Consider the following 26,051-nt stretch of genomic DNA (forward strand, 5'->3'; position numbering starts at 1 on the left):
TAGAAATCTTTTCGGGGCTGATTATATATATGTTACGTTATATTATCTTTAAAATAATGGTTTTTTAATATAAAACTAAAGTCAAAATAACATAAATTACAAATAAAATAACGCTCATTATATTTAAAATTTGAACGGCTTTTTGATCATTTTTGCTATTTTTGAATGCTGTAATTTCTACATTACCTATGATAAGCAGTAGTACAATAAAGACCCACCAATTTATTGCAGGGAATGATAAAGTAGTAATAGCTACTACGAATAATAAAAGTAAAGACATAATAATACGTAAAATACGCGTTATAATGGTGTTCATTTTAAATATACTTATGTAACTTACGATTAAATATAACACTGGCAAAAATATAAGATACAGTTGCATTTATTACATCCTTTCTATGTTCGCCCTTAATCTTAGCATGTAAATTATTGATTTACTAGGATGTTATTTATTTTCTTTTTGTCTAATTTCTGAACGCACTTCTGACATTTCTTGTTCTATCTTTTCAAGTTGTTTAACTAAAGGGTCCACAGATTGATTGACGGATTCTCTTTTTTCAAGGTCGCCTTGTAATCTAACGTAATCATGTTTCAGTTCTGCTAATTTGTCATTTAAATCCATTCCAATACCACCTTTTTGTCTAATGTAAGCGTTTTGTATATAAATTAAATTATAACATGAATTCGAAAGCTTCTAAAATGGTTGCTACTTATGTTAAAGTATGAAAATAGAATGAAAACAGATGATTGGATGAAAGAAGGATTAATGTGACCCAACAATTTATCATTATTATTTTACTAATTGCACTAGGTTATACACTCAAACGTATCAATTATTTTAAAGCTAATGATAGTCAAGTTTTTTCAACACTCGTTTTAAACGTAACATTACCTTCTTTAGTGATTGTTAATTTAAATGGTGCAAGTTTAGATTTGTCGCTATCAGTACTACCGATATTGATGATATTGTATGGTGTTATCGCTAAGATCATCGTAATTTGGTTTTTCTTAAAATATGATAATCATATACGTGGCACAGTTGGAATGATGACTGCTTCGCTAAATATTGGTTTATTTGCTTACCCACTTGTAGAAGCGATTTGGCCTAAAACAGGAATGATATATTTCGGAATGGCAGATATTGGTGGCGCTGTGATTATGTTTGGTGTTACATACTTTGTTGGAAGTTATTTTAGCAGTGCGGGTGATAACTTTGACTTTAAGTATTTAGGCAAAAATTTACTAAAATCGGTTCCTTTAATGACATATATCATCATGTTTATTTTGAATATGCTTAATATTCATTTTCCAGAACCTGTCATTAAATTTTTCTCAGTGTTATCAGGCGCTAACATGCCTTTATCAATGATCTTATTGGGCTTAATGCTTAACTTTAGTATCGATAAGCGTTTCTTACCTATCGCTTTGAAATATCTAGGTTTACATTATGGATTAGGTGTCATCGCAGGATTGTTGGTTTATTTCTTTTTACCTGTTGATAATGATATGATTAAAACAACACTACAAGTTGCTTGGTTATTACCAGTAGGTGTTGCTATTATACCTTATTCAATTCAATTTAAGTATAAGACGTTGCCGCTTGTTGGTATGGTGAGTAACTTAACGATTTTAATCAGCATTATTATTTTATATATATATCAAGCATTATTTGTTTAATTGGTTATTTGGAAGGCTTTAAATATAAAAAGGAGTTAATCCGTTACGGATTAACTCCTTTTTATATTTTGAGCATAGATATTAATGACTAAGTTCATATCTTGTGATGGAACGTGAGGAATTTATCCTTTACCTCCCATAAATGCTGGGTAATTTGTCATGCCACCATCAACATAAATAGTAGTTCCATGAATATAACTCGCTAAATCAGAGGCAAGAAATCTTGCTACGTTTGCTACTTCTTCTGCTTCACCAATCTCTTTTGCTGGAATCATTTCTAATGTTTCTGCACGAGTTGTTGGATCTGAAAATTTTTCTTTTGTATGTTCCGTTACAATTGCTCCTGGTGAAATATTATTAATACGGATGCCGTATTGAGCATATTCCATAGACATTGTTTCCATCATTAATTTCAAACCGCCTTTACTTGCAGCGTAATTTACATAGTTAGGCCAAGGAATCTTGTCATGTACACTTGAGGTATTAAGAATAACACCTTTCTTATCTTCTTTAAGAAATTGATTAACTGCTGCTTTGGCACCTAAAAATGCGCCAGTCAAGTTAATATCAATTACTTTTTGCCATTCATCTAAAGGCATTTCATGTGTTGGTATTGCTTTTTCAAATCCAGCATTGTTAATCATGATATCTAATGTACCAAAATGATTTACAGTAGTTTGGATGAGATGATCAATATCATTCTCTTTAGAGATATCTGCTTGAACTTTTATCGCTTTACCACCAGCATTTTCAATTAATTTAATTGAGGATTCCATAGCGTCCATATGACGTTCGGATCTGTAATTTAATACAACATTCGCCTTTTCTTCACCAAATTGTTCTGCCATCGCTTTTCCAATACCACTACCAGCACCTGTAATAATAACTACTTTTCCTGCTAAATCTTCAAACATTTAAGATTCCTCCTAGTTATTCGGCATAAATTTAGTTTTTATAAAAGTTTATAAGTCGAATAAGATTTAATAATAGTTCTTTAACTAAGCTTTAATGTTACCTAAAACAAAGGCAGCTATAACGATTAAAATAATACCCGTCCAAATGCCTATCATCTGACGTTTATCTTTTCGTTCACCTAAAAGGAATATACCACCAAGTGTAGAAACAATTACTAATAATTGTGAAAATGAGAAGCTTGTTGCCACACCTACTTTGGGTTGAGAATAGAACATAAACAAGTTACCTATACCCCAAATGACACCTGGTATTAAGTTCCACACGGTACTTTTAATAGTAGTCTCATGTTTAGCAGATAATATTAATCCACCGATTGCCATACCAATAGATTGGAAGAATAGAGCATTCATGCCATCAACACCAAAAATTTGTGCAACCACAACATAGACGACATAACCAACAGTGGAAATTAACAAGATAGGAATTGCTTTACCAAAGTTTTTAGTACTTTCTGAAGCTTCATTTTTTCCTTTAATTGATGTAAGTGCAATACCTCCAACAAGTAAAATCATTGCAACTAGGCCAAGTATAACTTGCGTACCAGTACTCCATTCACCTAAGAATATAGCACTAAATAAAGTAGTACCTACAAGTTGTAATCCTGTTGAAATTGGCATTGTTTTAGATACGCCAATTAAACTGACTGATTTTAATTGATAACCTTGTCCCAATGCCCAAAAAGCACCAGATATTAAACCTACAATAATTACGATGGGGTCATCGAATTTTGTATTGCCAGTAAGTAATAATAAGATACCTATGATAAGTGCACCGAAAGTAGTCCCTCTAATTTGATTGTAAGGGCCACCACCAACTAGCACATTAATTAAAACAACACTCCCCCAAAATAACGCTGGGAGTAGGGCAATTAATAAATCCATAACTAAGCTTCACTCACTCTCTATTTAATTTTACTTTCCTTCTATAAAACAATCACTGAAGATTGCCCTAGATAATCATTTTAAAGTAAAGGCATCGAATAGTAAAAATATTAGATTACAGTTCAGCTTTTTAATTTTTAAAATAGTGTGTATATATTAAAAAATGCAAAAATATAAAACGCTTACAATTTAAATATATGCTGCTACGTATTTGAATTTTTTATATTCATAATTAATGTTAAAACCTAATTCATTGAAACGCTCAACAAGCGTAGTATTTTTACTGCGTATTTTAAAATAAATCTTATCAATATCAAATGTTGAAAAAGCAAAATGCAAAGAATATGAGAGTAAATCAAAAGCAATTCCCATTAACCTGTAATCAGAGTGAGAAGAAAAATATTTGATTTCAGCTATATTGTTATTTTCAGCGATTTCAAGATATAAATAGCCTTTTAATAGTCCTTCAGACATAAATATAAATAGACGATGGTATGCATCTAATGATTTTACAATTTCATCAGCAGTCATTACATCATGTTTGAATGTTTGATTGTGTAATTTACTAAAATAACGGTAAAACGCAGGTTGGTATTCAATAATATTCTGTTCATTACCAACGTCGCCAATATCTTTCGTAGAAATCAGATAATAATCAGTAAAACTATAGGATGCACCTAAAGATTTCATAAATGGTAAATATGCTTGCTCATGCTCTTCAAATGAAAAATTAAAATTTGCAGTATCCGGTTTACTTTGAGCTAATGCATCGAAAAGTTGTGTCATTTCTTCGATAGAAGGCTTGATGCTTTTGTCTATGAATGGTCCTAATACTTTATATTTATTGTCCTCGTACTTTAAAGCCAAAAGCAACATTGTAATTTCATCTTGATTGTTTACTTGTGCAAACACACCCGGATCTTGTATTGCATTGGTAATAACGGTCCTAATGTCATTATGCATTTGTGGCAATTTATACAAATAAGAAGCAGATTGATAATTAGCATTATTCAAAAATTCCAAGATTTGATCGACATCGTTCGGATTTGTTGTTTTCATATAATACCTCCATATGATGAACTATTAAGTTAATTATAAGAACTTTTTCATGTAAATGGAAGTTTTGATGTGCTATATACATGTTACAATAATAATATCATTGAAATTGAAAGGACGAAATTATGAAATCACTCATTATTGCTGAAAAACCGTCTGTAGGCAGAGATATTGCGCAAGCATTAAATATAAATGATAAACGCAATGGCTACTTCGAAAATAATAAGTATATTGTCACTTGGGCACTGGGGCATTTAGTTACAAATGCTACACCAGAACAATATGATGATAACTATAAAGAATGGAAACTTAACGATCTTCCTATCATACCTAAACGTATGAAGACGGTTGTCATAAGCAAGACAAAAAAACAATTTTCTGTTGTACAATCATTAATTAATAATAAAAATACAAAAGACATTATTATCGCAACAGATGCTGGTAGAGAAGGGGAACTTGTTGCGCGTTTAATTTTAGATAAATCACATAATAGGAAACCTATTAAAAGATTGTGGATTAGCTCAGTAACTAAAAAAGCAATTAAGGATGGCTTTTCAAAATTACAAGATGGTCGTAAATTTAATAATTTATATTATGCAGCGCTTGCTCGTAGTGAAGCAGATTGGATTGTTGGCATCAATGCAACTCGTGCATTAACAACAAAATACGATGCGCAATTGTCACTAGGTAGAGTTCAAACGCCGACGATACAACTTGTTCAAATGAGACAAGATGAAATCAATCATTTTACACCGCAAACTTATTTTAAGATGAATATTGTTGCTGAAGGCCTCACATTCCAATGTATGACGCCGGAGTTTAGTAATGATAAATCGGTTTTTGAAAAGATAAAAAGTGAAGTTATTGATAAAGAAGGTTTGGTTGAAAGTATTAGTAAGAAGCATAAAAAATCATATGCACCTAAATTATTTAATTTAACAGATTTACAACAAGAAGCCTATAAACGCTACCACTTTGGTCCAAAAGAAACATTGAATGTTTTACAGACATTGTACGAAAGACACAAACTTGTAACTTACCCACGTACAGATTCTAACTATTTAACTGACGATATGGTAAGTACGCTTAAAGATAGAATTCAAGCGATCATGGGGACATCATTAAAAGAAATTGCAAAATCTCAAATGGCACAATCTTTTTCAATAAATGAAAAATTTATAAACAATCAAAAAGTATCAGATCATCATGCGATTATACCGACAGAAGTACGTCCTGATATGAATCAACTCTCACAACGTGAAACAAAAATTTATCTGATGATTGCTCAAAGATTTTTAGAAAATCTTATGCCACCACATGAATACGAAGCTGTATCAATCAATATCGTAGCAGGAAATTATAAATTTGAATTTAAAGATAAAGTTACTAAAAAGTTAGGATTTAAAGCGATTTATGAAAATGAAGCAGCCGTCAACAAGCAAATTGAAAAAATAACCAAATCATCTAAATTGCACATAACACATCCTAAAATCGAACAACATGAAACAACACCACCATCATATTTTAACGAAGGTACTTTATTAAAAGCGATGGAAAGCCCTCAAAAATTCTTTAAATTAGATAATAAAAAATATAATGAAACATTGAAAGAAACAGGTGGGATTGGAACTGTTGCTACTAGAGCAGATATCATTGAAAAGTTATTTAACATGAATGCAATTGAATCTCGTGATGGTAAGATAAAAGTTACATCCAAAGGAAAGCAAATATTAGAGCTTGCACCACAAAAATTAACATCACCACTATTAACTGCTGAGTGGGAAGAAAAACTATCATTAATAGAGCAAGGTAAATACAATGCCGCGCAATTTATTTCTGAAATGAAAACTTTCACGCATGAAGTTGTTAATGAAATTAAAAAAAGTGAACAAAATTATAAACACGATAATTTAACAACAACAGAATGTCCTACATGTGGCAAATTTATGATTAAAGTTAAAACTAGAAATGGTCAAATGCTCGTTTGTCAGGATCCTAAATGTAAAACTAAAAAGAATATTCAAAGAAAAACCAATGCACGTTGTCCAAATTGTCACAAAAAAATGATGTTGTTTGGAAAAGGCAAAGAAGCGGTTTATCGTTGTGTGTGTGGCCATACTGAAACACAAGCACAAATGGATAAACGTCATAAAAATAAAAAATCAGATAAAGTGAACAAAAAAGATTTGAAAAAATATATGAATAACGATGATGGATTAGAGAATAATCCATTCCAAGATGCACTAAAAGGATTAAAATTTTAAATTATTCGAACGAAAAGTATAAATTTTGACAAGAAGTTCGTGTTTGCTATTGTAAAATAATGTAATTGGTATTAGAATGTGTAGGTATTTTAAAAAAAGGAGAACTAAACCGTGAAAAAGTATTTCAAGTTTGAAAAGCATAAAACAAACTATAAGAAAGAGATACTTGGTGGGCTTACAACTTTCTTGTCAATGGCATATATATTAGCTGTCAACCCTCAAGTACTTAGTTTAGCAGGCGTAAAAGGTGTTTCAGAAGATATGAAAATGGACCAAGGCGCTATTTTTGTTGCTACAGCATTAGCCGCGTTTGTAGGTTCTTTATTTATGGGCTTGATAGCTAGATATCCAATTGCCTTAGCACCTGGCATGGGCTTAAATGCATTTTTCGCATTTACAGTTGTGTTAACAATGGGTATTCCATGGCAAGTTGGTTTGACCGGCGTGTTATTCTCTGGTGTGGTTTTTGCAATTTTGACTATGACCGGTTTAAGAGAGACCATTATTAACGCAATACCCTATCAAATGAAAATGGCAGTTTCAGCAGGAATTGGTTTATTTATTACCTTTGTTGGATTACAAAGTTCAGGAATCATCACTAATAATGATTCTACATTAGTAACTTTGGGTCATATCACTGATGGACCTGTATTGTTAACGATTTTTGGTATTATTATAACAGTGATATTATATGCTGTTAGAGTACCTGGTGCGATATTTATTGGTATGGTATTAACATCTATATTAGGAATGCTTACTGGACTAATACATACTCCAAGTGGCATAGTAGGCAAAGTTCCTAGTATTGAGCCTACTTTCGGAGCTGCTTTTGAGGCATTTAAAGATCCTAGTCAATTGTTCACCGTACAATTTTTAATTGTAATTTTAACGTTTTTATTTATAGATTTCTTCGATACTGCAGGTACACTTGTTGCAGTGGCAACGCAAGCAGGTATGATGAAGAATAATAAATTACCTAGAGCTGGCCGAGCATTATTTTCTGATTCATTAGCAACAATAGTTGGTTCAATTTTTGGGACGACAACAACGACTTCCTATATTGAATCAACGTCAGGTGTCGCTGTAGGAGCTCGTACAGGGTTTGCTAGTGTTGTTACAGGTTTTTGTTTCTTATTAGCGATATTTTTCAGTCCTTTAATGGAAGTAGTAACAAGTGCAGTGACTACGCCAGCGCTTGTAGTCGTAGGTGTATTAATGGCAGCTAATTTTGCGGAAATAGACTGGAAAAAATTCGAAGTAGCAGTACCAGCATTTATCACAATTATTATGATGCCGTTATCTTATTCAATCGCAACTGGTATTGCTTGTGGCTTCATCTTTTATCCAATCACAATGTTGATTTCTAAAAGACATAAAGAAGTCCACCCAATCATGTATGCTTTAATGATACTGTTTATATTATATTTTGTATTTGTTCACGGCTAAATAAAAAATCCCTTTGCATTCGATTCAAATCGAAGCAAAGGGATTTTTTGTAAGTGTTAATTACCTGTATTCAGTTTATAAAAAACGTGTTTCTTCATTATAATGTAATAACCATACCTGTATAACTCTAAAATTTATTATTCTCTTGTTTATGTTGCGTGTAAACAACTTTTGCATGTTTATTTGGAACATAAAGTGGCGTAGAGAAAATAATCAAAACAAAGAACAACATTAAGAAAAATAAAACCCAATGAACAATCATCCCAACAAAAGGTATGAATGCTATGAAAGAACCAATAACGCCTAGCAATGGTATGATTAACATTGGTTTAATAGAATTTTGTTTATCAACTATTAATATAATCACGATTATAAAATATAGTAACGCATTGATTAATAAAGGCTGCCAACCAAAACTGAAAATGATACTACCACCTAAAAACGGGATGCCATAAATAAACTCACCAACAATTAATATTAAACTAAGTATTATAAGTGTCGAACGGATACCACTTTTCATCAATATTCACTCCTAACTAATACTAGTATAAACGAAATAAATCAAATGAAAATAAAAAAGGGAAAATAAACATTTAAAATTACAAACACTAAAAATTTCCTAAAAGTGGTTGAACTGAATAAGTAGTTCAAGTATAATAACAAGGTATGTGTTAGGCAAATAGTAAAAACTTTTGCAGAAAAGCTTGATAAATCACTGCTTTTCATGTAACATATCTAATGTTGGACTTTAAGAACACGCGATGAAGCGAAAGGTTACTGACACACCCGGCCACTTTGCCATGGCGCTGTGTGAGATAGTTTTCGTGGAGAAGTCTATCACTTAAATGTAGACGAATAAGGAGGGAAAATTATGGCAAAACAAAAAATTAGAATCAGATTAAAAGCTTATGATCACAGAGTTATCGATCAATCTGCAGAAAAAATTGTTGAAACAGCAAAACGTTCTGGTGCAGATGTGTCTGGACCAATTCCGTTACCGACTGAAAGATCAGTTTATACTGTAATTCGTGCCGTGCATAAGTATAAAGATTCACGTGAACAATTCGAACAACGTACACATAAACGCTTAATCGATATTGTTAATCCTACACCTAAAACAGTAGATGCTCTTATGGGCTTAAACTTACCATCTGGTGTAGACATCGAAATCAAATTATAATAGAAAAAATTAGGAGGTGGACTTTCGATGACCAAAGGAATCTTAGGAAGAAAAATCGGGATGACACAAGTTTTCGGAGAAAACGGTGATTTAATCCCTGTAACAGTAGTAGAAGCTAGTGAAAACGTAGTATTACAAAAGAAAACTGAAGAAGTAGATGGCTACAATGCAATCCAAGTAGGCTATGCTGATAAAGCAGCTTACAAAAAAGGAAGCAAGTCAAGCAAATATGCTAACAAGCCAGCTGAAGGCCATGCTAAAAAAGCAAGCTCAGCACCTAAGCGCTTCATTCGTGAATTCAGAAACGTCAATGTTGATGAATACGAAGTAGGTCAAGAAGTCTCAGTTGATACATTTGAAGCTGGTGACATCATTGATGTAACTGGCGTATCTAAAGGTAAAGGGTTCCAAGGTGCTATCAAGCGTCATAACCAAGCACGTGGACCAATGTCACATGGTTCTCATTTCCATAGATCACCTGGTTCAGTAGGTATGGCATCTGATGCTTCAAAAGTTTTCAAAGGACAAAAAATGCCAGGACGTATGGGTGGAAACACTGTAACAGTCCAAAACTTAGAAGTAGTTCAAGTTGACACTGAAAACAATGTTATCTTAGTAAAAGGTAATGTACCAGGTCCGAAAAAAGGATACTTAGAAATCTCTTCATCAATCAAAGGTAATAAATAATTATAGAGCGAAAGGAGGAAATGCATAATGGCAAATTATGATGTATTAAAAGTAGATGGAACTAAATCAGGTTCAGTTGAATTAAACGATGCAGTATTTGCAATCGAACCAAACAATAACGTTCTTTTTGAAGCAATTAATTTACAACGTGCTTCATTACGCCAAGGTACACATGCTGTTAAGAACCGTTCAGCAGTACGTGGTGGTGGACGTAAACCATGGAGACAAAAAGGTACAGGACGTGCGCGTCAAGGTACTATTCGTGCGCCACAATGGCGTGGTGGTGGTATCGTATTCGGACCAACACCAAGAAGCTATGCTTACAAAATGCCTAAGAAAATGCGTCGTTTAGCATTACGTTCAGCATTATCTTTCAAAGCACAAGAAAATAGCTTAACAATTGTAGATGCATTAAGTTTTGAAGCTCCTAAAACAAAAGAATTCAAAACTGTACTTTCTAACTTAGAGCAACCTACAAAAGTGTTAGTAGTTACTGAATCTGAAGATGTAAATGTTGCACTTTCAGCACGTAACATCCCTGGTGTTCAAGTAACGACTGCACAAGGTTTAAATGTTCTAGATTTAACAAGCGCTGATAGTGTAGTAATCACAGAAGCAGCTGCTAAAAAAGTTGAGGAGGTGCTCGGATAATGGAAGCAAGAGACGTTCTTAAGCGCCCCGTAATCACTGAAAAATCTTCAGTTGCAATGGCTGAAGACAAATATACATTCGATGTTGATACTCGTGCTAACAAAACACAAGTAAAAATCGCAGTAGAAGAAATCTTTGATGTTAAAGTTGATAGTGTAAATATTATTAACTACAAACCAAAGAAAAAACGTATGGGCCGTTACCAAGGCTATACAAACAAACGACGCGTAGCAATCGTTAAATTAAAAGAAGGATCAATCGATCTATTTAACTAAAAATTACCAATAAGGAGGTAAACGACAATGGCTCTAAAAAAATATAAGCCAATTACTAACGGTCGTCGTAATATGACTAGTTTAGATTTCGCAGAAATTACGAAAACTACTCCTGAAAAGTCATTATTACAACCGCTACCGAAAAGAGCGGGACGAAATCACCAAGGTAAATTGACTGTTCGCCATCATGGCGGAGGACATAAACGTCAATACCGTGTAATTGATTTCAAACGTAACAAAGATGGTATCCAAGCAAAAGTTGATTCAATTCAATACGATCCAAACCGTTCAGCAAATATCGCATTGTTATTTTACGCTGATGGAGAAAAACGTTATATTATTGCACCTAAAAACTTAAAAGTAGGTCAAATACTTGAAAGTGGTGCAGAAGCAGATATTAAAGTAGGTAATGCCCTACCACTACAAAACATTCCAGTAGGTACTGTTATTCATAACATCGAGTTAAAACCTGGCAGAGGTGGACAAATTGCTCGTTCTGCTGGTGCTAGTGCACAAGTATTAGGTAAAGAAGGAAAATATGTATTAATCAGATTAAGATCTGGCGAAGTTCGTATGATTCTTTCAACTTGTCGCGCTACTATTGGTCAAGTTGGTAATATCCAACACGAACTTGTTAACGTTGGTAAAGCTGGACGTTCAAGATGGAAAGGTATCCGTCCAACAGTTCGTGGTTCTGTAATGAACCCTAACGATCACCCACACGGTGGTGGTGAAGGACGCGCACCAATCGGTATGCCTTCTCCAATGTCACCTTGGGGCAAACCAACACTTGGTAAGAAAACACGTCGCGGTAAAAAATCATCAGATAAACTTATCGTTCGTGGACGTAAGAAAAAATAAAAATAACTTATTTGGGTGTGCGGCTTAACCGCTGCACGCACATAATAAGAAGGGAGGCGCCACTATGGCTCGTAGTATTAAAAAAGGACCTTTCGTTGACGATCACCTAATGAAAAAGGTAGAAGCTCAAAGCGGAAGCGAGAAAAAACAAGTAATCAAAACTTGGTCACGTCGTTCAACTATTTTCCCTGATTTCATCGGACATACATTCGCTGTATATGATGGACGTAAACATGTACCTGTATTTGTAACAGAAGATATGGTTGGTCATAAACTTGGAGAGTTTGCACCAACACGTACATTTAAAGGTCACGTTGCAGACGATAAAAAAACAAGAAGATAATATCTAACAGGTAGAGGAGGAAATTGGAATGGAAGCAAAAGCGGTTGCTAAAACAATAAGAATCGCACCTCGTAAAGTTAGATTAGTATTAGATCTAATTAGAGGCAAAAACGCTGGTGAAGCGATAGCGATTTTGAAATTAACAAACAAGGCTTCATCACCAGTAATTGAAAAATTATTAATGTCCGCTTTAGCTAATGCAGAACATAACTATGACATGAACACAGATGAATTAATAGTTAAAGAAGCTTATGCTAATGAAGGACCAACTTTAAAACGTTTCCGTCCACGTGCACAAGGTAGTGCAAGTGCGATCAACAAACGTACAAGCCACATTACAATCGTCGTAAGTGACGGTAAAGAAGAAGCTAAAGAAGCTTAATAAAATCTTAAGGAGGGAACACTGTGGGTCAAAAAATTAATCCAATTGGACTTCGTGTCGGTGTAATCCGTGATTGGGAAGCTAAATGGTATGCAGAAAAAGACTTCGCATCATTATTACACGAAGATTTAAAAATCCGTAAGTTTATTGATAACGCATTAAGTGAAGCATCAGTTTCTCATGTAGAAATTGAACGTGCAGCTAATCGTATCAACATCGCTATTCACACTGGTAAACCAGGTATGGTAATCGGTAAAGGCGGTTCAGAAATCGAAAAACTTCGTAACAAATTAAATTCATTAACGAATAAAAAAGTACACATCAACGTAATTGAAATCAAAAAAGTTGATTTAGATGCTAAATTGGTAGCAGAAAATATTGCGCGTCAATTAGAAAACCGTGCATCATTCCGTCGTGTACAAAAACAAGCTATTACAAGAGCGATGAAACAAGGCGCTAAAGGTATCAAAACTCAAGTATCTGGTCGTTTAGCTGGTGCTGATATCGCTCGTGCAGAACAATATTCAGAAGGAACTGTTCCACTTCATACACTACGTGCTGACATAGGCTATGCACACGCAGAAGCAGACACAACTTATGGTAAGTTAGGTGTCAAAGTGTGGATTTATCGTGGAGAAGTTCTTCCTACTAAGAACACTAGTGAAGGAGGAAAATAATAATGTTACTACCAAAACGTGTTAAATATCGTCGTCAACATCGTCCTAAAACAACTGGTCGTTCTAAAGGCGGTAACTATGTAACATTTGGTGAGTATGGTTTACAAGCAACTACAACGTCTTGGATCACATCTCGTCAAATCGAATCAGCTCGTATTGCAATGACTCGTTATATGAAACGTGGCGGGAAAGTTTGGATCAAAATCTTCCCACATACACCTTACACTAAAAAACCTTTAGAAGTTCGTATGGGTGCTGGTAAAGGTGCCGTTGAAGGCTGGATTGCTGTTGCAAAACCAGGTAGAATTTTATTTGAAGTTGCAGGCGTAAACGAAGAAGTTGCGCGTGAAGCATTACGTTTAGCTAGTCACAAACTTCCAGTTAAAACTAAGTTTGTAAAACGTGAAGAATTGGGTGGTGAAACAAATGAAAGCTAAGGAAATTAGAGACTTAACCACTTCTGAAATCGAAGAACAAATCAAATCTTCAAAAGAGGAGCTTTTTAACCTACGCTTTCAGTTAGCTACAGGTCAATTAGAGGAAACTGCACGTATTCGTACAGTGAGAAAAACGATTGCACGTCTAAAAACTGTTGCTCGTGAAAGAGAAATTGAACAAGGTAAGGCTAATCAATAATCAAATTGAAAGAGGAGGTTACTAAAGTGAGCGAAAGAAATGATCGTAAAGTTTATGTAGGTAGAGTCGTTTCCGATAAAATGGATAAGACAGTAACTGTACTTGTTGAAACATACAAAACACACAAACTATATGGCAAACGAGTAAAATACTCTAAAAAATACAAAACACATGATGAAAACAACTCAGCTAAATTAGGGGACATCGTTAAGATTCAAGAAACACGTCCTTTATCAGCAACTAAGCGTTTCCGTTTAGTAGATATTGTTGAAGAATCAGTAATTATTTAATAAACAGTGAAGATAAAGGAGGTTTAACTCATGATCCAACAAGAAACACGATTAAAAGTAGCAGATAACTCTGGTGCACGTGAAGTACTTACAGTCAAAGTATTAGGTGGATCTGGTCGTAAAACAGCGAACATTGGTGACGTTATCGTCGTTACTGTTAAACATGCTACACCAGGCGGCGTTGTCAAAAAAGGTGAAGTAGTGAAAGCTGTTGTTGTACGTACTAAATCAGGTGTACGTCGTAATGACGGTTCATATATCAAATTTGATGAAAATGCATGTGTCATCATTCGTGACGACAAAGGCCCACGTGGTACTCGTATTTTTGGACCAGTTGCGCGTGAATTACGTGAAGGTAATTTCATGAAAATTGTATCATTAGCTCCAGAAGTACTTTAATAAATTATTTATAAATATATAAATTTAAGGAGGTGCCACACATGCATATCAAAAAAGGTGACAACGTAAAAGTTATCGCAGGTAAAGACAAAGGTAAAGAAGGTAAAGTAGTAGCTACAGAACCTAAAAAAGACCGTGTCGTTGTGGAAGGTGTTAACACTATTAAAAAACACCAAAAACCAACTCAATTTAATCCTGAAGGTGGAATCTTAGAAACAGAGGCAGCAATCCATGTTTCTAATGTACAATTATTAGACCCTAAAACGAATGAACCAACTCGCGTAGGTTACAAATTCGAAGACGGTAAAAAAGTTAGAATCGCTAAAAAATCTGGCGAAGAAATCAAATCTAATAATGAATAACTAATTGAAAGGAGGATCCACTGTGAATCGTTTAAAAGAAAAATTTAATTCTGAAGTTACAACGGACTTAGTTAAAAAGTTCAACTATAGTTCTGTAATGGAAGTACCAAAAATAGAAAAAATTGTTGTAAACATGGGTGTTGGTGATGCTGTACAAAACTCTAAAGTATTAGATGATGCTGTAGAAGAATTACAAGCTATCACTGGTCAAAAACCATTAGTAACTAAAGCGAAAAAATCTGTCGCTACGTTCCGTTTACGTGAAGGCATGCCAATCGGCGCTAAAGTAACTTTACGTGGTGAAAGAATGTATGACTTTTTAGATAAATTAATTGCGGTATCACTTCCACGTGTTCGTGACTTCCGTGGTGTATCAAAATCAGCATTTGACGGTAGAGGTAACTACACTTTAGGTGTTAAAGAACAATTAATTTTCCCTGAAATCGACTATGACCGAGTAAGTAAAATACGAGGAATGGATATCGTTATCGTAACAACTGCTAACACTGACGAGGAAGCTCGTGAATTGTTAACACAATTCGGTATGCCATTTCAAAAATAATCTCTAAAGGAGGCTAATTAAGTGGCTAAAACTTCAATGGTTGCTAAGCAACAAAAAAAACAAAAGTTCCAAGTACGTGAATATACGCGTTGTGAACGCTGTGGTCGTCCACATTCTGTATATCGTAAATTTAAATTATGCCGTATTTGTTTCCGTGAATTAGCTTATAAAGGCCAAATCCCTGGCGTTCGTAAAGCTAGCTGGTAATAGAAAAAAGTCTGAAAGGAGGCAACATTCAATGACAATCAACGATCCAATTGCAGATATGCTAACTCGTGTAAGAAACGCAAACATGGTGCGCCATGATAAGTTAGAATTGCCTGCATCAAATATCAAAAAAGAAATTGCTGAAATATTAAAAAGTGAAGGTTTCATTAAAAACGTAGAATACGTTGAAGACGATAAACAAGGGGTTATTCGTTTATTCCTTAAATATGGTCAAAACAATGAACGTGTTATCACTGGATTAAAACGTATCTCAAAACCAGGTTTACGTGTTTATGCTAAAGCAAACGAAGTACCTAAAGTGTTAAATGGTTTAGGTATTGCATTAGTTTCTACTTCTGAAGGTGTAATCACTGATAAAGAAGCAAGAAAACGTAATATTGGTGGAGAAATCTTAGGTTACGTTTGGTAATAATTAATAACAAGGAGGTGCGATAACATGAGTCGTGTTGGTAAAAAAATTATTGACATCCCTAGTGACGTTACAGTAACTATCGAAGGAAATACAGTTTCTGTTAAAGGTCCCAAAGGCGAATTATCACAAACAATGAATGAAAGAATGACATATAAGCAAGATGAAAACACATTAGAAGTTGTAAGACCAACTGATTCTCAAAATGACAGAACAGTTCATGGTACAACTCGTGCTTTGATTAATAATATGATTCTAGGTGTAAAAGATGGCTACAAAAAAACACTTGAACTTGTAGGTGTAGGTTACCGTGCTCAAATGCAAGGTAATGACCTAGTATTAAACGTTGGATACTCACACCCAGTTGAATTTAAAGCTGAAGATGGTATCACTTTCGGTGTTGATAAAAACACTACAGTAACTGTAGAAGGTATTTCAAAAGAACAAGTTGGAGCTATCGCTTCAAACATTCGTTCAGTAAGACCTCCAGAACCTTATAAAGGTAAAGGAATTCGTTACCAAGGTGAATACGTTCGCCGTAAAGAAGGTAAAACTGGTAAATAATAAATAACTTTCAGAAGAAAGGAGTAATAAAATGATCAGCAAAATTGATAAAAACAAAGTGCGTTTGAAAAGACATGCTCGTGTCCGTAACAAATTATCTGGCACTGCTGAAAAACCACGCTTAAATGTTTATCGTTCAAACAAACACATTTATGCACAAGTTATCGATGATGTTAATGGTAAAACATTAGCACAAGCTTCAACACAAGAAAAAGATCTAGCTAATGAAACTGGAGCTAAAGTTGATTTATCAGCTAAAGTCGGCGAAACAATTGCTAAAAGAGCAAATGAAAAAGGCGTAAAAACAATTGTATTTGACCGCGGAGGATATTTATATCACGGACGTGTTAAAGCATTAGCAGATGCAGCTCGTGAACATGGTTTAGAATTTTAATTTAAAGGAGGGACATTTACATGGCTCGTAGAGAAGAAGCGAAAGAATTTGAAGAACGCGTTGTTACAATTAATCGTGTTGCAAAAGTTGTAAAAGGTGGTCGTAGTTTCCGTTTCAGCGCTTTAGTAGTAGTTGGAGATAAAAACGGTCGCGTTGGATTCGGTACTGGTAAAGCACAAGAGGTACCTGAAGCAATCAAAAAAGCAGTTGAAGCAGCTAAGAAAAACTTAGTTGAAGTTCCACGTGTCGAAGGTACAACTCCTCACATGATCACTGGACAATTCAGTTCAGGTAGTGTATTAATGAAACCAGCAGCTCCTGGTACTGGTGTTATTGCGGGTGGTCCTGTTCGTGCAGTATTAGAACTAGCAGGTATCACTGATATCTTAAGTAAATCTTTAGGTTCAAACACACCAATCAATATGGTGCGTGCAACAATTAATGGATTACAAAACCTTAAAAATGCTGAACAAGTTGCGAAATTACGTGGCAAGTCAGTAGAAGAATTATATAATTAAGGAGGGAAAATAAGTTATGGCTAAATTACAAATTACCCTCACTCGTAGTGTTATAGGTCGTCCAGAAACACAACGTAAAACTGTTGAAGCTTTAGGTTTGAAAAAAACAAACTCTTCAGTAGTTGTTGAAGATAACCCTGCTATTCGTGGGCAAATCAACAAAGTAAGTCACTTAGTGACAGTAGAAGAAAAATAATTAAGGAGGTGCCGAAATGAAATTACATGAGTTAAAACCAGCAGAAGGTTCTCGTAAAGTTCGTAACCGCGTAGGTCGTGGTGCAGCTACTGGTAACGGTAAAACTAGTGGCCGTGGACAAAAAGGACAAAAAGCGCGTTCAGGTGGTAGTATCAGACCAGGATTTGAAGGTGGACAATTACCTTTATTCCGCCGTTTACCAAAACGAGGTTTTACTAACATTAACCGCAAAGAATATGCTATTGTTAACTTAGACCAACTTAATAAATTTGAGGATGGTACTGAAGTAACTCCTGCTTTATTAGTAGAATCTGGTGTAGTTAAAAGTGAAAAATCTGGTATTAAAGTACTAGGTAGTGGTTCACTTGACAAGAAGTTAACAGTGAAAGCTAACAAATTCTCTGCTTCTGCAGCAGAAGCTATTGATGCTAAAGGCGGAGCACACGAGGTGATCTAATGTTTCAAACGCTTGTGAGCTTCTTTACTACAAAAGAAGTTCGTAACAAGATCTTTTTTACGCTCGCAATGTTAGTTATTTTTAAAATAGGTACTTATATTCCAGCACCTGGCGTAAATCCAGCTGCTTTTGACAGTCAACAAGGTTCTCAAGGTGTCACTGACTTACTTAACACGTTTGGTGGCGGAGCCTTGCAGAACTTTTCTATCTTTGCCATGGGTATAATGCCATATATTACTGCATCAATTGTGATGCAGTTATTACAAATGGATATTGTTCCAAAGTTTTCAGAGTGGGCAAAACAAGGTGATGCAGGTAGAAAAAAACTTAATAACGTAACCCGTTATTTTGCGATTGCACTTGCTTTTATCCAATCGATAGGAATGGCGTTCCAATTTAATAATTATTTGCAAGGTCAACTAATTATGGACCAGTCCGTAATTAGCTACCTAACAATAGCTGTTGTGTTAACAGCTGGTACAGCGTTCTTAATTTGGATAGGTGAACAGATCACTCAATTCGGTGTTGGTAATGGTATTTCCATCATTATCTTTGGAGGGATTTTATCTTCATTACCTTCATCATTAATCCAGTTTTACCAACAGTCCTTTGTAGGACAAGATGATACAACTTTAGCATGGTTAAAAGTTGTTGGATTAATTGTTGGAATGGTATTGCTAACGGTTGGTGCAATATTCGTACTACAAGCTATTAGAAAAATACCAATTCAATATGCGAAAAAACAGTCTGCACAACGATTAGGTTCACAAGCAACATATTTACCTTTGAAAGTTAACTCTGCAGGGGTTATCCCAGTCATCTTTGCAATGGCGTTCTTCTTATTACCAAGAACATTAACTTTGTTCTTCCCTGATGCAAGTTGGGCGCAAAAAATATCTGACGTGGCAAATCCATCGAATAATATAGGAATGATCGTTTATGTGATTCTCATTATCGCATTCACATATTTCTATGCATTTGTACAAGTCAATCCCGAAAAGATGTCTGATAACCTTAAAAAACAAGGAAGTTATGTTCCGGGTATTAGACCTGGCGAACAAACAAAAAAATATATTACTAAAGTTCTCTACAGATTGACCTTTGTAGGATCAATATTCTTAGCTGTCGTTGCTATACTACCAATCATTGCTACTAAGGTGATGGACTTGCCACAATCGATACAAGTCGGTGGTACAAGTCTACTTATCGTAATTGGTGTTGCGATTGAAACAATGAAGAGTCTTGAAGCTCAAGTGAGTCAAAAAGATTATAGAGGCTTTGGTGGTAGATAAATTGTAGGAGGGCACTTATGAATATCATTTTAATGGGTTTACCTGGCGCAGGTAAAGGAACTCAAGCGAGTGAAATTGTTAAGAAATTCCCAATTCCACACATATCTACTGGAGACATGTTCAGAAAAGCGATTAAAGATGAAACGGATTTAGGAAAAGAAGCTAAATCGTACATGGATCGTGGAGAATTAGTCCCTGATGAAGTTACTGTGGGCATCGTTAAAGAAAGAATTTCTGAAGACGATGCAAAAAAAGGATTCTTACTTGACGGCTTTCCTCGTACTATTGAACAAGCAAAAGCATTAAGTGAAATCATGCAAGAACTAGATAGAAAAATTGATGCTGTTATCAATATAGAGGTACCTGAAGAAGAATTAATGAACCGCCTTACTGGTCGTAGAATTTGCGAAAAATGCGGACACACTTATCATCTTGTATTCAATCCTCCAAAAGTTGATGGCATTTGTGATATTGACGGTGGTAAGTTATACCAACGTGAAGATGACAACCCAGAAACAGTTGCAAATCGTTTAAATGTCAATGTAAAACAATCTAAGCCAATCCTAGAATACTATGATAATGAAAATGTATTGAAAAACATTGATGGTTCAAAAGATATTAATGAGGTTACTTCAAACGTAATCGATATTCTTGAAAACCTAAAATAGTATCAACTTTGTACGGTCTATGTAATGCCAAGAGTATAAACGAAAAAGAGTGACAATGCGATATAGTAATTCATTTTAATTTTGTTGAACTTATTAACAACACTTATAGACTCGTATGGTTATAGTTGATCTTAGACGATAACCAACTATTGTAAAAAGGGGGAAGTTAATAAATGGCTAAGCAAGATGTTATTGAATTAGAAGGTACAGTATTAGATACTTTACCAAATGCAATGTTTAAAGTAGAATTAGAAAATGGTCATGAGATTTTAGCTCACGTAAGTGGTAAAATCAGAATGAATTATATTCGAATTCTACCTGGCGACAAAGTAACTGTAGAAATGTCTCCGTATGATTTAACACGCGGAAGAATTACGTATCGTTATAAATAATCGTCACTCCATAATATAGGGAGGTATTAAAATGAAAGTAAGACCATCAGTAAAACCAATTTGCGAAAAATGTAAAGTCATTAAACGTAAAGGTAAAGTAATGGTAATTTGTAGCAATCCAAAACACAAACAAAGACAAGGTTAATAAAGAGAGGTGTAAATAATTATGGCACGTATTGCAGGAGTAGATATTCCACGTGAAAAACGTATTGTTATTTCTTTAACTTATGTATATGGTATCGGTACTACTACAGCTCAAAAAATTGTTGAAGAAGCTAATGTATCTGCAGATACTCGCGTTAAAGACTTAACTGATGACGAATTAGGTCGTATCCGTGAAATAGTAGACAGTTATAAAGTAGAAGGTGACTTACGTCGTGAGCAAAACTTAAACATTAAACGTTTAATGGAAATCTCATCATACCGTGGTATCCGTCACCGTCGTGGTTTACCAGTACGCGGACAAAAGACAAAAAACAATGCTCGTACTCGTAAAGGCCCAGTGAAAACTGTAGCTAACAAGAAAAAATAATAGGTAAAGGAGGCAAATTTTAAATGGCACGTAAACAAGTATCTCGTAAACGTAGAGTGAAAAAGAATATTGAGAATGGTGTGGCACACATCCGCTCAACATTCAATAATACAATCGTAACTATTACTGATGAATTTGGTAATGCTTTATCATGGTCATCAGCAGGTGCACTTGGATTTAAAGGATCAAAAAAATCAACACCATTTGCAGCACAAATGGCATCAGAAACTGCAGCTAAAGCAGCTATGGAACATGGTTTGAAAACTGTTGAAGTTACTGTTAAAGGTCCTGGCCCAGGTCGTGAATCAGCGATCCGTGCATTACAATCAGCTGGATTAGATGTAACTGCAATCCGTGACGTTACTCCAGTACCACATAATGGTTGTCGTCCACCAAAACGTCGTCGCGTATAATATTATCGTTATTGTCGCAAGTCACTGAGAAACACAGTACAATTCAAGTCGACGTAATCAAGGAGGATATTTGTAAATGATTGAAATCGAAAAACCTAGAATTGAAACAATTGAAATTAGTGAAGATGCTAAATTCGGTAAGTTCGTTGTTGAACCACTAGAACGTGGCTACGGTACTACACTAGGAAACTCCTTACGTCGTATCCTACTATCTTCATTACCAGGTGCAGCCGTTAAGTACATCGAAATCGAAGGTGTATTACATGAATTCTCAGCAATAGACAATGTTGTAGAAGATGTTTCAACAATTATTATGAACATCAAAAAGCTAGCATTGAAAATTTATTCTGAAGAAGATAAAACATTAGAGATTGATGTAAAAGATGAAGGCGAAGTTACTGCAAGTGACATCACGCATGATAGTGATGTAGAGATTTTAAATCCTGAGATTAAAATCGCAACAGTATCTAAAGGTGGACATTTAAAAATCCGTCTTGTTGCTAATAAGGGTAGAGGTTACGCATTAGCAGAACAAAATAACACTAGTGATTTACCAATTGGTGTAATTCCAGTGGATTCACTATATTCACCAGTAGAACGTGTTAACTATACTGTAGAAAACACACGTGTAGGTCAAAGTAGTGATTTTGATAAATTAACTTTGGATGTTTGGACTAATGGTTCAATTACGCCACAAGAGTCTGTTTCTCTAGCGGCAAAAATCCTAACTGAACATTTGAACATCTTCGTTGGATTAACTGATGAAGCACAAAATGCTGAAATCATGATTGAAAAAGAAGAAGATCAAAAAGAAAAAGTACTTGAAATGTCTATAGAAGAGTTAGACTTATCTGTCCGTTCATATAACTGTTTGAAACGCGCAGGTATTAATTCTGTTCAAGAATTAGCTGATAAATCTGAAGCAGATATGATGAAAGTGCGCAATTTAGGACGCAAATCATTAGAAGAAGTTAAATATAAACTTGAAGATCTAGGCTTAGGTCTTAGAAAAGAAGATTAATAAAAAGGAGGTTAACTCATGGGTTACAGAAAATTAGGTCGTACTTCTGATCAACGTAAAGCGATGTTACGTGACTTAGCTACTTCACTTATTGTTAGTGAACGTGTTGAAACGACAGAAGCACGTGCAAAAGAATTACGTAGTGTTGTTGAAAAATTAATCACTTTAGGTAAAAAAGGAGATTTAGCATCTCGTCGCCAAGCTGCTAAAACTTTACGTAATGTTGAAGTCTTAAATGAAGATGAAACAACACAAACTGCACTTCAAAAATTATTTGGTGAAATTGCTGAACGTTATACAGAACGTCAAGGTGGTTACACACGTATCCTTAAAGTAGGCCCTCGTCGCGGTGACGGTGCTGAATCAGTAATTATAGAATTAGTTTAATTTAAATACACATACTACTATGTATAAAGCAAATGAGTGCAACGATAATGTTTGCCACATACAAATATTGTCTAGCTCAGAGTACCCCATCAACTTAATAAATTTTAAAGCGTGAACTCAAATATGATGGGGTGCGCGCTTTTTTTTGTTAGTCCCCCTTAATTCGAAGAATTTAGGGGGACTTATGCAATTGCGAAGCAATAGCGAACCGCCAAGCCTTAATTTGGATAAGTTAAAGGGATACATTGATAGAGTAAATGGATAAGAAGTTCTAACTAAACAATATTTTGTTCACAAATTTAAAACTAGACAAATTGCTAAGAAACAGTAATTGTTAACTATTCACCTTGATGAACTGCGTTTTCATGATTAAAAGTATCTTTATGCGTGTCTCAATAAATAAAATTTTAAAAAGAAATTAGTGAAGATGAAGTGCTTATTTATCGTTTTTCATGTAAAATGATTAAGTATATGATTAATATTTTTGATTTAGGAGATAACTGGTATGATAACGCAAGCAGAAGAAATAATTAAATTTGATCATGTATCTTTTAAATATAATAGCGATGAACCACTTGCGTTAAATGATGTATCATTTAGCATTCCTAGAGGCAAATGGACCTCTATAGTAGGTCATAATGGTTCGGGGAAATCGACGATAGCAAAACTGATGATTGGCATTCAAAAACCTTTTGAGGGCCAAATATATTTAAACGGTGTTAGTATCAATGATGATAACTTAAATAAGTTGAGACAGCATATAGGTATTGTATTTCAAAATCCAGAAAATCAATTTGTTGGGTCTACTGTGGAATTTGATGTAGCATTTGGTTTAGAAAATAATGCGATGACTTACGAGAAGATGCATGAAATTGTGCCTAAAGCATTAGCGGATGTAGATATGCTGGACAGAGCTACATATGAGCCACAATCACTTTCTGGTGGACAAAAACAACGTGTCGCAATTGCAGGTGTTTTAGCATTAAATACGGATATCATCATATTAGATGAAGCGACGTCTATGTTAGATCCAGAAGGTAGAACAGAATTAATTTCACTCATACATCGTTTAAAGGAAGAAAAAGATGTGACAATCATATCAATCACTCATGATTTATCTGAAGCTATAGATGCGGATCATTTAGTTGTTTTAAACCAAGGCTTTCTATATCAATCGGGTTTGCCTCAAGTTATTTTTAATAAAGGAGAGGCATTAACACAAATAGGTTTAGATTTACCGTTTGCAATGAGAATGAGCCAACAACTATTAGGTGTTACTGACTATATTTCTTATGAAGGGTTGGTAAGCAAATTATGACTGTTATATTCAATCAAGTGTCCTATGTTTATCAAAAGGGAACACCTTATGAACATCTTGCATTGAAAGAGATTGTAACTACTTTTGAACAAGGCAAGTATTATGCAGTGATTGGTCAAACAGGCTCTGGTAAGTCTACATTAATACAGCATATTAATGGATTGCTAAAACCGTCACATGGCTCTTTAGAAGTCGATGATGTCATGATTACACACAAGACGAAAGATAAGTATTTAAAGCAAGTGCGTAAGCGTGTAGGAGTAGTATTCCAATTTCCAGAATCACAACTTTTTGAAGATTCCGTGGAACGAGAAATTTTATTCGGACCTAAAAATTTTAATATGCCACTTGAAGAAGTAAAAGCACGAGCATTTCAATTATTATTAGAGTTCGGTTTTAATAGAGATATACTTGAACAATCACCTTTCCAAATGTCGGGAGGTCAAATGAGAAAAATAGCAATTACTTCTATATTGGCTATGGATCCAGATATTGTTATTTTAGATGAACCTACTGCAGGACTTGACCCTAAAAGTAGAAATCAAATCATGGAAATGTTAAAGAAACTGCAGCTTGAACAAAATAAAACAATTATATTAGTTACACATGAAATGAATGATGTTGCAAAATATGCTGATGAAGTGAAAATTATTAAGCATGGCAAGTTAGTGGAAAGCTGTTCTCCAAGAAAATTGTTTAATGCTGACGACTATGTTAAAGATATGCATTTAGATGTACCAGACATCGTCAAATTACAGAGAGATATCGAAGCAAAGCATCAATTTAAATTTGAGCGCACCGCATTAACCGAATCAGAATTCACAGAGATGTATAAGGAGTGGCAACAACATGAGAGATAAGTTTATTATAGGACGTTATCTTCCATTAGACACTTTTGTACATCGTCGTGATCCACGTGCCAAATTAATATTTGTATTTTTATTTATTATACTAATATTTTTTGCACATTCATTTATCACTTACTTATGGTTATTCTTAATCATAGTAACCATGATGAAAGCAGCGCACATAAAATCTTGGTTTTTAATAAAGGGATTAACACCCATATGGATTTTTCTGATTTTCACCTTTTTAATGCATTTGTTTTTAACTAAAGGTGGTATGCGCATATTTGAGTTAGGTTTTATTTCAATTGATACTCAAGGTATTTTAGAAGGTGTCTATATTGTTTTGAGGCTAATGTTTATCATTATGGTATCTACAATCATGACTTTAACGACGAGCCCATTAGATCTTACTGATGCGTTTGAAAGATTATTATATCCATTAAAGTTGATAAAAGTACCCGTACATTTATTGAGTATGATGATGTCAATCGCTTTACGTTTTATTCCAACTTTAATGAATGAGCTAGATAAGATTATTTTAGCACAGAAATCAAGAGGTTCTGAAATCAGTTCTGGGGGGTTAATCAACAGAGTTAAAGCATTTATTCCTTTATTGATACCCTTATTTATCTCAGCTTTCCAAAGAGCAGAAGATTTAGCCATTGCAATGGAAGTCCGTGGTTATGAAACAAACAAACAGCGAACAAGTTATCGTCAATTAGACTGGCAATGGTCTGATAGTTTGTTATTGATTTCAATTATACCAATAGCAATAATACTATTTGTGTTAAAGTATATGGGAGTGTAAAG

The 26,051-nt window shown here is 34.5% G+C and carries 41 protein-coding genes; 35 read left to right on the forward strand and 6 right to left on the reverse strand.

Annotated features, from left to right (window positions below; translation table 11 throughout):
• Window positions 1–64: 64 nt before the first annotated feature.
• Window positions 65–382 carry a membrane stabilizing protein MspA gene (gene mspA, locus NST87_RS03460; protein WP_019468078.1) on the reverse strand — a complete coding sequence of 106 codons (318 nt, stop codon included), beginning with the start codon at window positions 380–382 and terminating at the stop codon, window positions 65–67.
• Window positions 383–445: 63 nt separating this feature from the next.
• Window positions 446–622 carry an SE1832 family protein gene (locus NST87_RS03465; protein WP_019468077.1) on the reverse strand — a complete coding sequence of 59 codons (177 nt, stop codon included), beginning with the start codon at window positions 620–622 and terminating at the stop codon, window positions 446–448.
• 146 nt (window positions 623–768) lie between these two features.
• Here NST87_RS03465 and NST87_RS03470 point away from each other — a divergent pair, with 146 nt between their 5' ends.
• Window positions 769–1,677, forward strand: a complete 909-nt coding sequence (locus NST87_RS03470) for an AEC family transporter (RefSeq protein WP_019468076.1) — start codon at window positions 769–771, stop codon at window positions 1,675–1,677.
• A gap of 122 nt (window positions 1,678–1,799) precedes the next feature.
• On the opposite strand, the gene NST87_RS03475 is transcribed toward NST87_RS03470, so the two are convergent.
• From NST87_RS03475 to NST87_RS03485, 3 genes are all read right to left on the reverse strand, one after another.
• Window positions 1,800–2,591: a glucose 1-dehydrogenase gene (locus tag NST87_RS03475; RefSeq protein ID WP_019468634.1), complete on the reverse strand. Its 792-nt coding sequence runs from the start codon at window positions 2,589–2,591 to the stop codon at window positions 1,800–1,802.
• 84 nt (window positions 2,592–2,675) lie between these two features.
• Window positions 2,676–3,533, reverse strand: coding sequence for a RhaT/GlcU family sugar-proton symporter (locus NST87_RS03480; protein WP_019468635.1), 858 nt, complete (start codon window positions 3,531–3,533; stop codon window positions 2,676–2,678).
• Between the two features lie 189 nt (window positions 3,534–3,722).
• Window positions 3,723–4,592 carry a GNAT family N-acetyltransferase gene (locus NST87_RS03485; RefSeq protein WP_019468636.1) on the reverse strand — a complete coding sequence of 290 codons (870 nt, stop codon included), beginning with the start codon at window positions 4,590–4,592 and terminating at the stop codon, window positions 3,723–3,725.
• A gap of 122 nt (window positions 4,593–4,714) precedes the next feature.
• Between NST87_RS03485 and NST87_RS03490 the strand changes: the two genes are divergently transcribed.
• Window positions 4,715–6,853, forward strand: a complete 2,139-nt coding sequence (locus NST87_RS03490; RefSeq protein ID WP_019468637.1) for a DNA topoisomerase III — start codon at window positions 4,715–4,717, stop codon at window positions 6,851–6,853.
• 111 nt (window positions 6,854–6,964) lie between these two features.
• Window positions 6,965–8,299 carry an NCS2 family permease gene (locus NST87_RS03495; protein ID WP_040029981.1) on the forward strand — a complete coding sequence of 445 codons (1,335 nt, stop codon included), beginning with the start codon at window positions 6,965–6,967 and terminating at the stop codon, window positions 8,297–8,299.
• A 127-nt stretch (window positions 8,300–8,426) separates the two neighbouring features.
• Here the strand turns inward: NST87_RS03495 and NST87_RS03500 are convergent, their stop codons facing one another.
• Window positions 8,427–8,819, reverse strand: a complete 393-nt coding sequence (locus NST87_RS03500; RefSeq protein WP_019468639.1) for a hypothetical protein — start codon at window positions 8,817–8,819, stop codon at window positions 8,427–8,429.
• Window positions 8,820–9,170: 351 nt separating this feature from the next.
• On the opposite strand from NST87_RS03500, the gene rpsJ reads away from it, so the two are divergent.
• The 32 genes from rpsJ (at window position 9,171) to NST87_RS03660 (ending at window position 26,049) form a co-directional block, all read left to right on the forward strand.
• Entirely contained in the window at window positions 9,171–9,479 is a 309-nt protein-coding gene (gene rpsJ, locus NST87_RS03505) for a 30S ribosomal protein S10 (protein ID WP_002482611.1), read from the forward strand.
• A gap of 27 nt (window positions 9,480–9,506) precedes the next feature.
• Window positions 9,507–10,166 carry a 50S ribosomal protein L3 gene (gene rplC, locus NST87_RS03510; protein ID WP_019468640.1) on the forward strand — a complete coding sequence of 220 codons (660 nt, stop codon included), beginning with the start codon at window positions 9,507–9,509 and terminating at the stop codon, window positions 10,164–10,166.
• Between the two features lie 27 nt (window positions 10,167–10,193).
• Window positions 10,194–10,817 carry a 50S ribosomal protein L4 gene (gene rplD, locus NST87_RS03515; RefSeq protein ID WP_019468641.1) on the forward strand — a complete coding sequence of 208 codons (624 nt, stop codon included), beginning with the start codon at window positions 10,194–10,196 and terminating at the stop codon, window positions 10,815–10,817.
• Window positions 10,817–11,092 carry a 50S ribosomal protein L23 gene (gene rplW / locus NST87_RS03520; RefSeq protein WP_019468642.1) on the forward strand — a complete coding sequence of 92 codons (276 nt, stop codon included), beginning with the start codon at window positions 10,817–10,819 and terminating at the stop codon, window positions 11,090–11,092. The genes rplD and rplW overlap by 1 nt, the downstream gene beginning before the upstream one ends.
• A gap of 27 nt (window positions 11,093–11,119) precedes the next feature.
• On the forward strand, window positions 11,120–11,953 hold the full coding sequence (gene rplB / locus NST87_RS03525; protein ID WP_019468643.1) for a 50S ribosomal protein L2: 834 nt from the start codon (window positions 11,120–11,122) through the stop codon (window positions 11,951–11,953).
• 64 nt (window positions 11,954–12,017) lie between these two features.
• A complete protein-coding gene (gene rpsS, locus NST87_RS03530) occupies window positions 12,018–12,296 on the forward strand; it encodes a 30S ribosomal protein S19 (RefSeq protein WP_019468644.1) in 279 nt (92 codons plus the stop codon).
• A 28-nt stretch (window positions 12,297–12,324) separates the two neighbouring features.
• Window positions 12,325–12,678 carry a 50S ribosomal protein L22 gene (gene rplV / locus NST87_RS03535; RefSeq protein ID WP_340721321.1) on the forward strand — a complete coding sequence of 118 codons (354 nt, stop codon included), beginning with the start codon at window positions 12,325–12,327 and terminating at the stop codon, window positions 12,676–12,678.
• A gap of 23 nt (window positions 12,679–12,701) precedes the next feature.
• On the forward strand, window positions 12,702–13,355 hold the full coding sequence (gene rpsC / locus NST87_RS03540) for a 30S ribosomal protein S3 (protein WP_019468646.1): 654 nt from the start codon (window positions 12,702–12,704) through the stop codon (window positions 13,353–13,355).
• Window positions 13,356–13,357: 2 nt separating this feature from the next.
• Window positions 13,358–13,792, forward strand: a complete 435-nt coding sequence (gene rplP / locus NST87_RS03545; protein WP_019468647.1) for a 50S ribosomal protein L16 — start codon at window positions 13,358–13,360, stop codon at window positions 13,790–13,792.
• Window positions 13,782–13,991: a 50S ribosomal protein L29 gene (rpmC, locus tag NST87_RS03550; RefSeq protein WP_002482620.1), complete on the forward strand. Its 210-nt coding sequence runs from the start codon at window positions 13,782–13,784 to the stop codon at window positions 13,989–13,991. Before rplP ends, rpmC begins: the two co-directional genes overlap by 11 nt.
• A gap of 26 nt (window positions 13,992–14,017) precedes the next feature.
• Complete coding sequence (gene rpsQ / locus NST87_RS03555; RefSeq protein ID WP_019468648.1) at window positions 14,018–14,281, forward strand: 30S ribosomal protein S17; 264 nt, start codon at window positions 14,018–14,020, stop codon at window positions 14,279–14,281.
• 30 nt (window positions 14,282–14,311) lie between these two features.
• On the forward strand, window positions 14,312–14,680 hold the full coding sequence (gene rplN / locus NST87_RS03560) for a 50S ribosomal protein L14 (RefSeq protein WP_019468649.1): 369 nt from the start codon (window positions 14,312–14,314) through the stop codon (window positions 14,678–14,680).
• A 41-nt stretch (window positions 14,681–14,721) separates the two neighbouring features.
• A complete protein-coding gene (gene rplX, locus NST87_RS03565; RefSeq protein ID WP_040029978.1) occupies window positions 14,722–15,042 on the forward strand; it encodes a 50S ribosomal protein L24 in 321 nt (106 codons plus the stop codon).
• Between the two features lie 22 nt (window positions 15,043–15,064).
• Window positions 15,065–15,604, forward strand: coding sequence for a 50S ribosomal protein L5 (gene rplE / locus NST87_RS03570; protein ID WP_026034769.1), 540 nt, complete (start codon window positions 15,065–15,067; stop codon window positions 15,602–15,604).
• 21 nt (window positions 15,605–15,625) lie between these two features.
• Window positions 15,626–15,811, forward strand: a complete 186-nt coding sequence (locus NST87_RS03575; protein WP_002482625.1) for a type Z 30S ribosomal protein S14 — start codon at window positions 15,626–15,628, stop codon at window positions 15,809–15,811.
• A gap of 31 nt (window positions 15,812–15,842) precedes the next feature.
• Entirely contained in the window at window positions 15,843–16,241 is a 399-nt protein-coding gene (gene rpsH, locus NST87_RS03580) for a 30S ribosomal protein S8 (RefSeq protein ID WP_019468652.1), read from the forward strand.
• A 27-nt stretch (window positions 16,242–16,268) separates the two neighbouring features.
• Window positions 16,269–16,805, forward strand: coding sequence for a 50S ribosomal protein L6 (rplF, locus tag NST87_RS03585; RefSeq protein ID WP_019468653.1), 537 nt, complete (start codon window positions 16,269–16,271; stop codon window positions 16,803–16,805).
• A gap of 31 nt (window positions 16,806–16,836) precedes the next feature.
• Window positions 16,837–17,199 (forward strand): 50S ribosomal protein L18, encoded by a 363-nt coding sequence (gene rplR / locus NST87_RS03590; protein WP_340721322.1) that lies wholly within the window; start codon window positions 16,837–16,839, stop codon window positions 17,197–17,199.
• 20 nt (window positions 17,200–17,219) lie between these two features.
• On the forward strand, window positions 17,220–17,717 hold the full coding sequence (gene rpsE / locus NST87_RS03595) for a 30S ribosomal protein S5 (protein WP_019468655.1): 498 nt from the start codon (window positions 17,220–17,222) through the stop codon (window positions 17,715–17,717).
• Between the two features lie 16 nt (window positions 17,718–17,733).
• Entirely contained in the window at window positions 17,734–17,913 is a 180-nt protein-coding gene (gene rpmD / locus NST87_RS03600) for a 50S ribosomal protein L30 (protein ID WP_002482630.1), read from the forward strand.
• Window positions 17,914–17,929: 16 nt separating this feature from the next.
• Window positions 17,930–18,370, forward strand: a complete 441-nt coding sequence (rplO, locus tag NST87_RS03605; protein WP_019468656.1) for a 50S ribosomal protein L15 — start codon at window positions 17,930–17,932, stop codon at window positions 18,368–18,370.
• Entirely contained in the window at window positions 18,370–19,662 is a 1,293-nt protein-coding gene (secY, locus tag NST87_RS03610; protein WP_071562313.1) for a preprotein translocase subunit SecY, read from the forward strand. The genes rplO and secY overlap by 1 nt, the downstream gene beginning before the upstream one ends.
• A gap of 17 nt (window positions 19,663–19,679) precedes the next feature.
• On the forward strand, window positions 19,680–20,330 hold the full coding sequence (locus NST87_RS03615) for an adenylate kinase (protein ID WP_019468658.1): 651 nt from the start codon (window positions 19,680–19,682) through the stop codon (window positions 20,328–20,330).
• Window positions 20,331–20,503: 173 nt separating this feature from the next.
• On the forward strand, window positions 20,504–20,722 hold the full coding sequence (infA, locus tag NST87_RS03620) for a translation initiation factor IF-1 (RefSeq protein ID WP_001118443.1): 219 nt from the start codon (window positions 20,504–20,506) through the stop codon (window positions 20,720–20,722).
• A 31-nt stretch (window positions 20,723–20,753) separates the two neighbouring features.
• Window positions 20,754–20,867 (forward strand): 50S ribosomal protein L36, encoded by a 114-nt coding sequence (gene rpmJ / locus NST87_RS03625; protein ID WP_002482634.1) that lies wholly within the window; start codon window positions 20,754–20,756, stop codon window positions 20,865–20,867.
• A gap of 21 nt (window positions 20,868–20,888) precedes the next feature.
• Entirely contained in the window at window positions 20,889–21,254 is a 366-nt protein-coding gene (gene rpsM, locus NST87_RS03630) for a 30S ribosomal protein S13 (protein WP_019468659.1), read from the forward strand.
• A gap of 23 nt (window positions 21,255–21,277) precedes the next feature.
• Window positions 21,278–21,667, forward strand: coding sequence for a 30S ribosomal protein S11 (rpsK, locus tag NST87_RS03635; RefSeq protein WP_019468660.1), 390 nt, complete (start codon window positions 21,278–21,280; stop codon window positions 21,665–21,667).
• Between the two features lie 76 nt (window positions 21,668–21,743).
• Complete coding sequence (locus NST87_RS03640; protein ID WP_019468661.1) at window positions 21,744–22,688, forward strand: DNA-directed RNA polymerase subunit alpha; 945 nt, start codon at window positions 21,744–21,746, stop codon at window positions 22,686–22,688.
• Between the two features lie 18 nt (window positions 22,689–22,706).
• Window positions 22,707–23,075: a 50S ribosomal protein L17 gene (gene rplQ, locus NST87_RS03645; protein WP_019468662.1), complete on the forward strand. Its 369-nt coding sequence runs from the start codon at window positions 22,707–22,709 to the stop codon at window positions 23,073–23,075.
• Window positions 23,076–23,580: 505 nt separating this feature from the next.
• Window positions 23,581–24,393 (forward strand): energy-coupling factor transporter ATPase, encoded by an 813-nt coding sequence (locus NST87_RS03650; RefSeq protein WP_019468663.1) that lies wholly within the window; start codon window positions 23,581–23,583, stop codon window positions 24,391–24,393.
• The gene (locus NST87_RS03655) at window positions 24,390–25,253 is read left to right on the forward strand and encodes an energy-coupling factor transporter ATPase (protein ID WP_019468664.1); all 864 of its coding nucleotides are present in this window, start codon (window positions 24,390–24,392) and stop codon (window positions 25,251–25,253) included. Before NST87_RS03650 ends, NST87_RS03655 begins: the two co-directional genes overlap by 4 nt.
• Entirely contained in the window at window positions 25,243–26,049 is an 807-nt protein-coding gene (locus NST87_RS03660) for an energy-coupling factor transporter transmembrane component T family protein (protein ID WP_019468665.1), read from the forward strand. Before NST87_RS03655 ends, NST87_RS03660 begins: the two co-directional genes overlap by 11 nt.
• Window positions 26,050–26,051 lie beyond the last annotated feature (2 nt).

Origin of the sequence: Staphylococcus sp. FSL W8-0271 (assembly GCF_038006605.1) — a bacterium.
GTDB lineage: Bacteria > Bacillota > Bacilli > Staphylococcales > Staphylococcaceae > Staphylococcus > Staphylococcus cohnii.

What these genes read in the sequence shown, in the direction of transcription:
- mspA (WP_019468078.1), bottom strand. Translation starts at nt 382, where the DNA reads ATGCAACTGTATCTTATATTTTTGCCAGTGTTATATTTAATCGTAAGT.
- NST87_RS03465 (WP_019468077.1), bottom strand. Translation starts at nt 622, where the DNA reads ATGGATTTAAATGACAAATTAGCAGAACTGAAACATGATTACGTTAGA.
- NST87_RS03475 (WP_019468634.1), bottom strand. Translation starts at nt 2,591, where the DNA reads ATGTTTGAAGATTTAGCAGGAAAAGTAGTTATTATTACAGGTGCTGGT.
- NST87_RS03480 (WP_019468635.1), bottom strand. Translation starts at nt 3,533, where the DNA reads ATGGATTTATTAATTGCCCTACTCCCAGCGTTATTTTGGGGGAGTGTT.
- NST87_RS03485 (WP_019468636.1), bottom strand. Translation starts at nt 4,592, where the DNA reads ATGAAAACAACAAATCCGAACGATGTCGATCAAATCTTGGAATTTTTG.
- NST87_RS03490 (WP_019468637.1), top strand. Translation starts at nt 4,715, where the DNA reads ATGAAATCACTCATTATTGCTGAAAAACCGTCTGTAGGCAGAGATATT.
- NST87_RS03500 (WP_019468639.1), bottom strand. Translation starts at nt 8,819, where the DNA reads ATGAAAAGTGGTATCCGTTCGACACTTATAATACTTAGTTTAATATTA.
- rpsJ (WP_002482611.1), top strand. Translation starts at nt 9,171, where the DNA reads ATGGCAAAACAAAAAATTAGAATCAGATTAAAAGCTTATGATCACAGA.
- rplC (WP_019468640.1), top strand. Translation starts at nt 9,507, where the DNA reads ATGACCAAAGGAATCTTAGGAAGAAAAATCGGGATGACACAAGTTTTC.
- rplD (WP_019468641.1), top strand. Translation starts at nt 10,194, where the DNA reads ATGGCAAATTATGATGTATTAAAAGTAGATGGAACTAAATCAGGTTCA.
- rplW (WP_019468642.1), top strand. Translation starts at nt 10,817, where the DNA reads ATGGAAGCAAGAGACGTTCTTAAGCGCCCCGTAATCACTGAAAAATCT.
- rplB (WP_019468643.1), top strand. Translation starts at nt 11,120, where the DNA reads ATGGCTCTAAAAAAATATAAGCCAATTACTAACGGTCGTCGTAATATG.
- rpsS (WP_019468644.1), top strand. Translation starts at nt 12,018, where the DNA reads ATGGCTCGTAGTATTAAAAAAGGACCTTTCGTTGACGATCACCTAATG.
- rplV (WP_340721321.1), top strand. Translation starts at nt 12,325, where the DNA reads ATGGAAGCAAAAGCGGTTGCTAAAACAATAAGAATCGCACCTCGTAAA.
- rplP (WP_019468647.1), top strand. Translation starts at nt 13,358, where the DNA reads ATGTTACTACCAAAACGTGTTAAATATCGTCGTCAACATCGTCCTAAA.
- rpmC (WP_002482620.1), top strand. Translation starts at nt 13,782, where the DNA reads ATGAAAGCTAAGGAAATTAGAGACTTAACCACTTCTGAAATCGAAGAA.
- rplN (WP_019468649.1), top strand. Translation starts at nt 14,312, where the DNA reads ATGATCCAACAAGAAACACGATTAAAAGTAGCAGATAACTCTGGTGCA.
- rplX (WP_040029978.1), top strand. Translation starts at nt 14,722, where the DNA reads ATGCATATCAAAAAAGGTGACAACGTAAAAGTTATCGCAGGTAAAGAC.
- rpsH (WP_019468652.1), top strand. Translation starts at nt 15,843, where the DNA reads ATGACAATCAACGATCCAATTGCAGATATGCTAACTCGTGTAAGAAAC.
- rplF (WP_019468653.1), top strand. Translation starts at nt 16,269, where the DNA reads ATGAGTCGTGTTGGTAAAAAAATTATTGACATCCCTAGTGACGTTACA.
- rplR (WP_340721322.1), top strand. Translation starts at nt 16,837, where the DNA reads ATGATCAGCAAAATTGATAAAAACAAAGTGCGTTTGAAAAGACATGCT.
- rpsE (WP_019468655.1), top strand. Translation starts at nt 17,220, where the DNA reads ATGGCTCGTAGAGAAGAAGCGAAAGAATTTGAAGAACGCGTTGTTACA.
- rpmD (WP_002482630.1), top strand. Translation starts at nt 17,734, where the DNA reads ATGGCTAAATTACAAATTACCCTCACTCGTAGTGTTATAGGTCGTCCA.
- rplO (WP_019468656.1), top strand. Translation starts at nt 17,930, where the DNA reads ATGAAATTACATGAGTTAAAACCAGCAGAAGGTTCTCGTAAAGTTCGT.
- secY (WP_071562313.1), top strand. Translation starts at nt 18,370, where the DNA reads ATGTTTCAAACGCTTGTGAGCTTCTTTACTACAAAAGAAGTTCGTAAC.
- NST87_RS03615 (WP_019468658.1), top strand. Translation starts at nt 19,680, where the DNA reads ATGAATATCATTTTAATGGGTTTACCTGGCGCAGGTAAAGGAACTCAA.
- infA (WP_001118443.1), top strand. Translation starts at nt 20,504, where the DNA reads ATGGCTAAGCAAGATGTTATTGAATTAGAAGGTACAGTATTAGATACT.
- rpmJ (WP_002482634.1), top strand. Translation starts at nt 20,754, where the DNA reads ATGAAAGTAAGACCATCAGTAAAACCAATTTGCGAAAAATGTAAAGTC.
- rpsM (WP_019468659.1), top strand. Translation starts at nt 20,889, where the DNA reads ATGGCACGTATTGCAGGAGTAGATATTCCACGTGAAAAACGTATTGTT.
- rpsK (WP_019468660.1), top strand. Translation starts at nt 21,278, where the DNA reads ATGGCACGTAAACAAGTATCTCGTAAACGTAGAGTGAAAAAGAATATT.
- NST87_RS03640 (WP_019468661.1), top strand. Translation starts at nt 21,744, where the DNA reads ATGATTGAAATCGAAAAACCTAGAATTGAAACAATTGAAATTAGTGAA.
- rplQ (WP_019468662.1), top strand. Translation starts at nt 22,707, where the DNA reads ATGGGTTACAGAAAATTAGGTCGTACTTCTGATCAACGTAAAGCGATG.
- NST87_RS03650 (WP_019468663.1), top strand. Translation starts at nt 23,581, where the DNA reads ATGATAACGCAAGCAGAAGAAATAATTAAATTTGATCATGTATCTTTT.
- NST87_RS03655 (WP_019468664.1), top strand. Translation starts at nt 24,390, where the DNA reads ATGACTGTTATATTCAATCAAGTGTCCTATGTTTATCAAAAGGGAACA.
- NST87_RS03660 (WP_019468665.1), top strand. Translation starts at nt 25,243, where the DNA reads ATGAGAGATAAGTTTATTATAGGACGTTATCTTCCATTAGACACTTTT.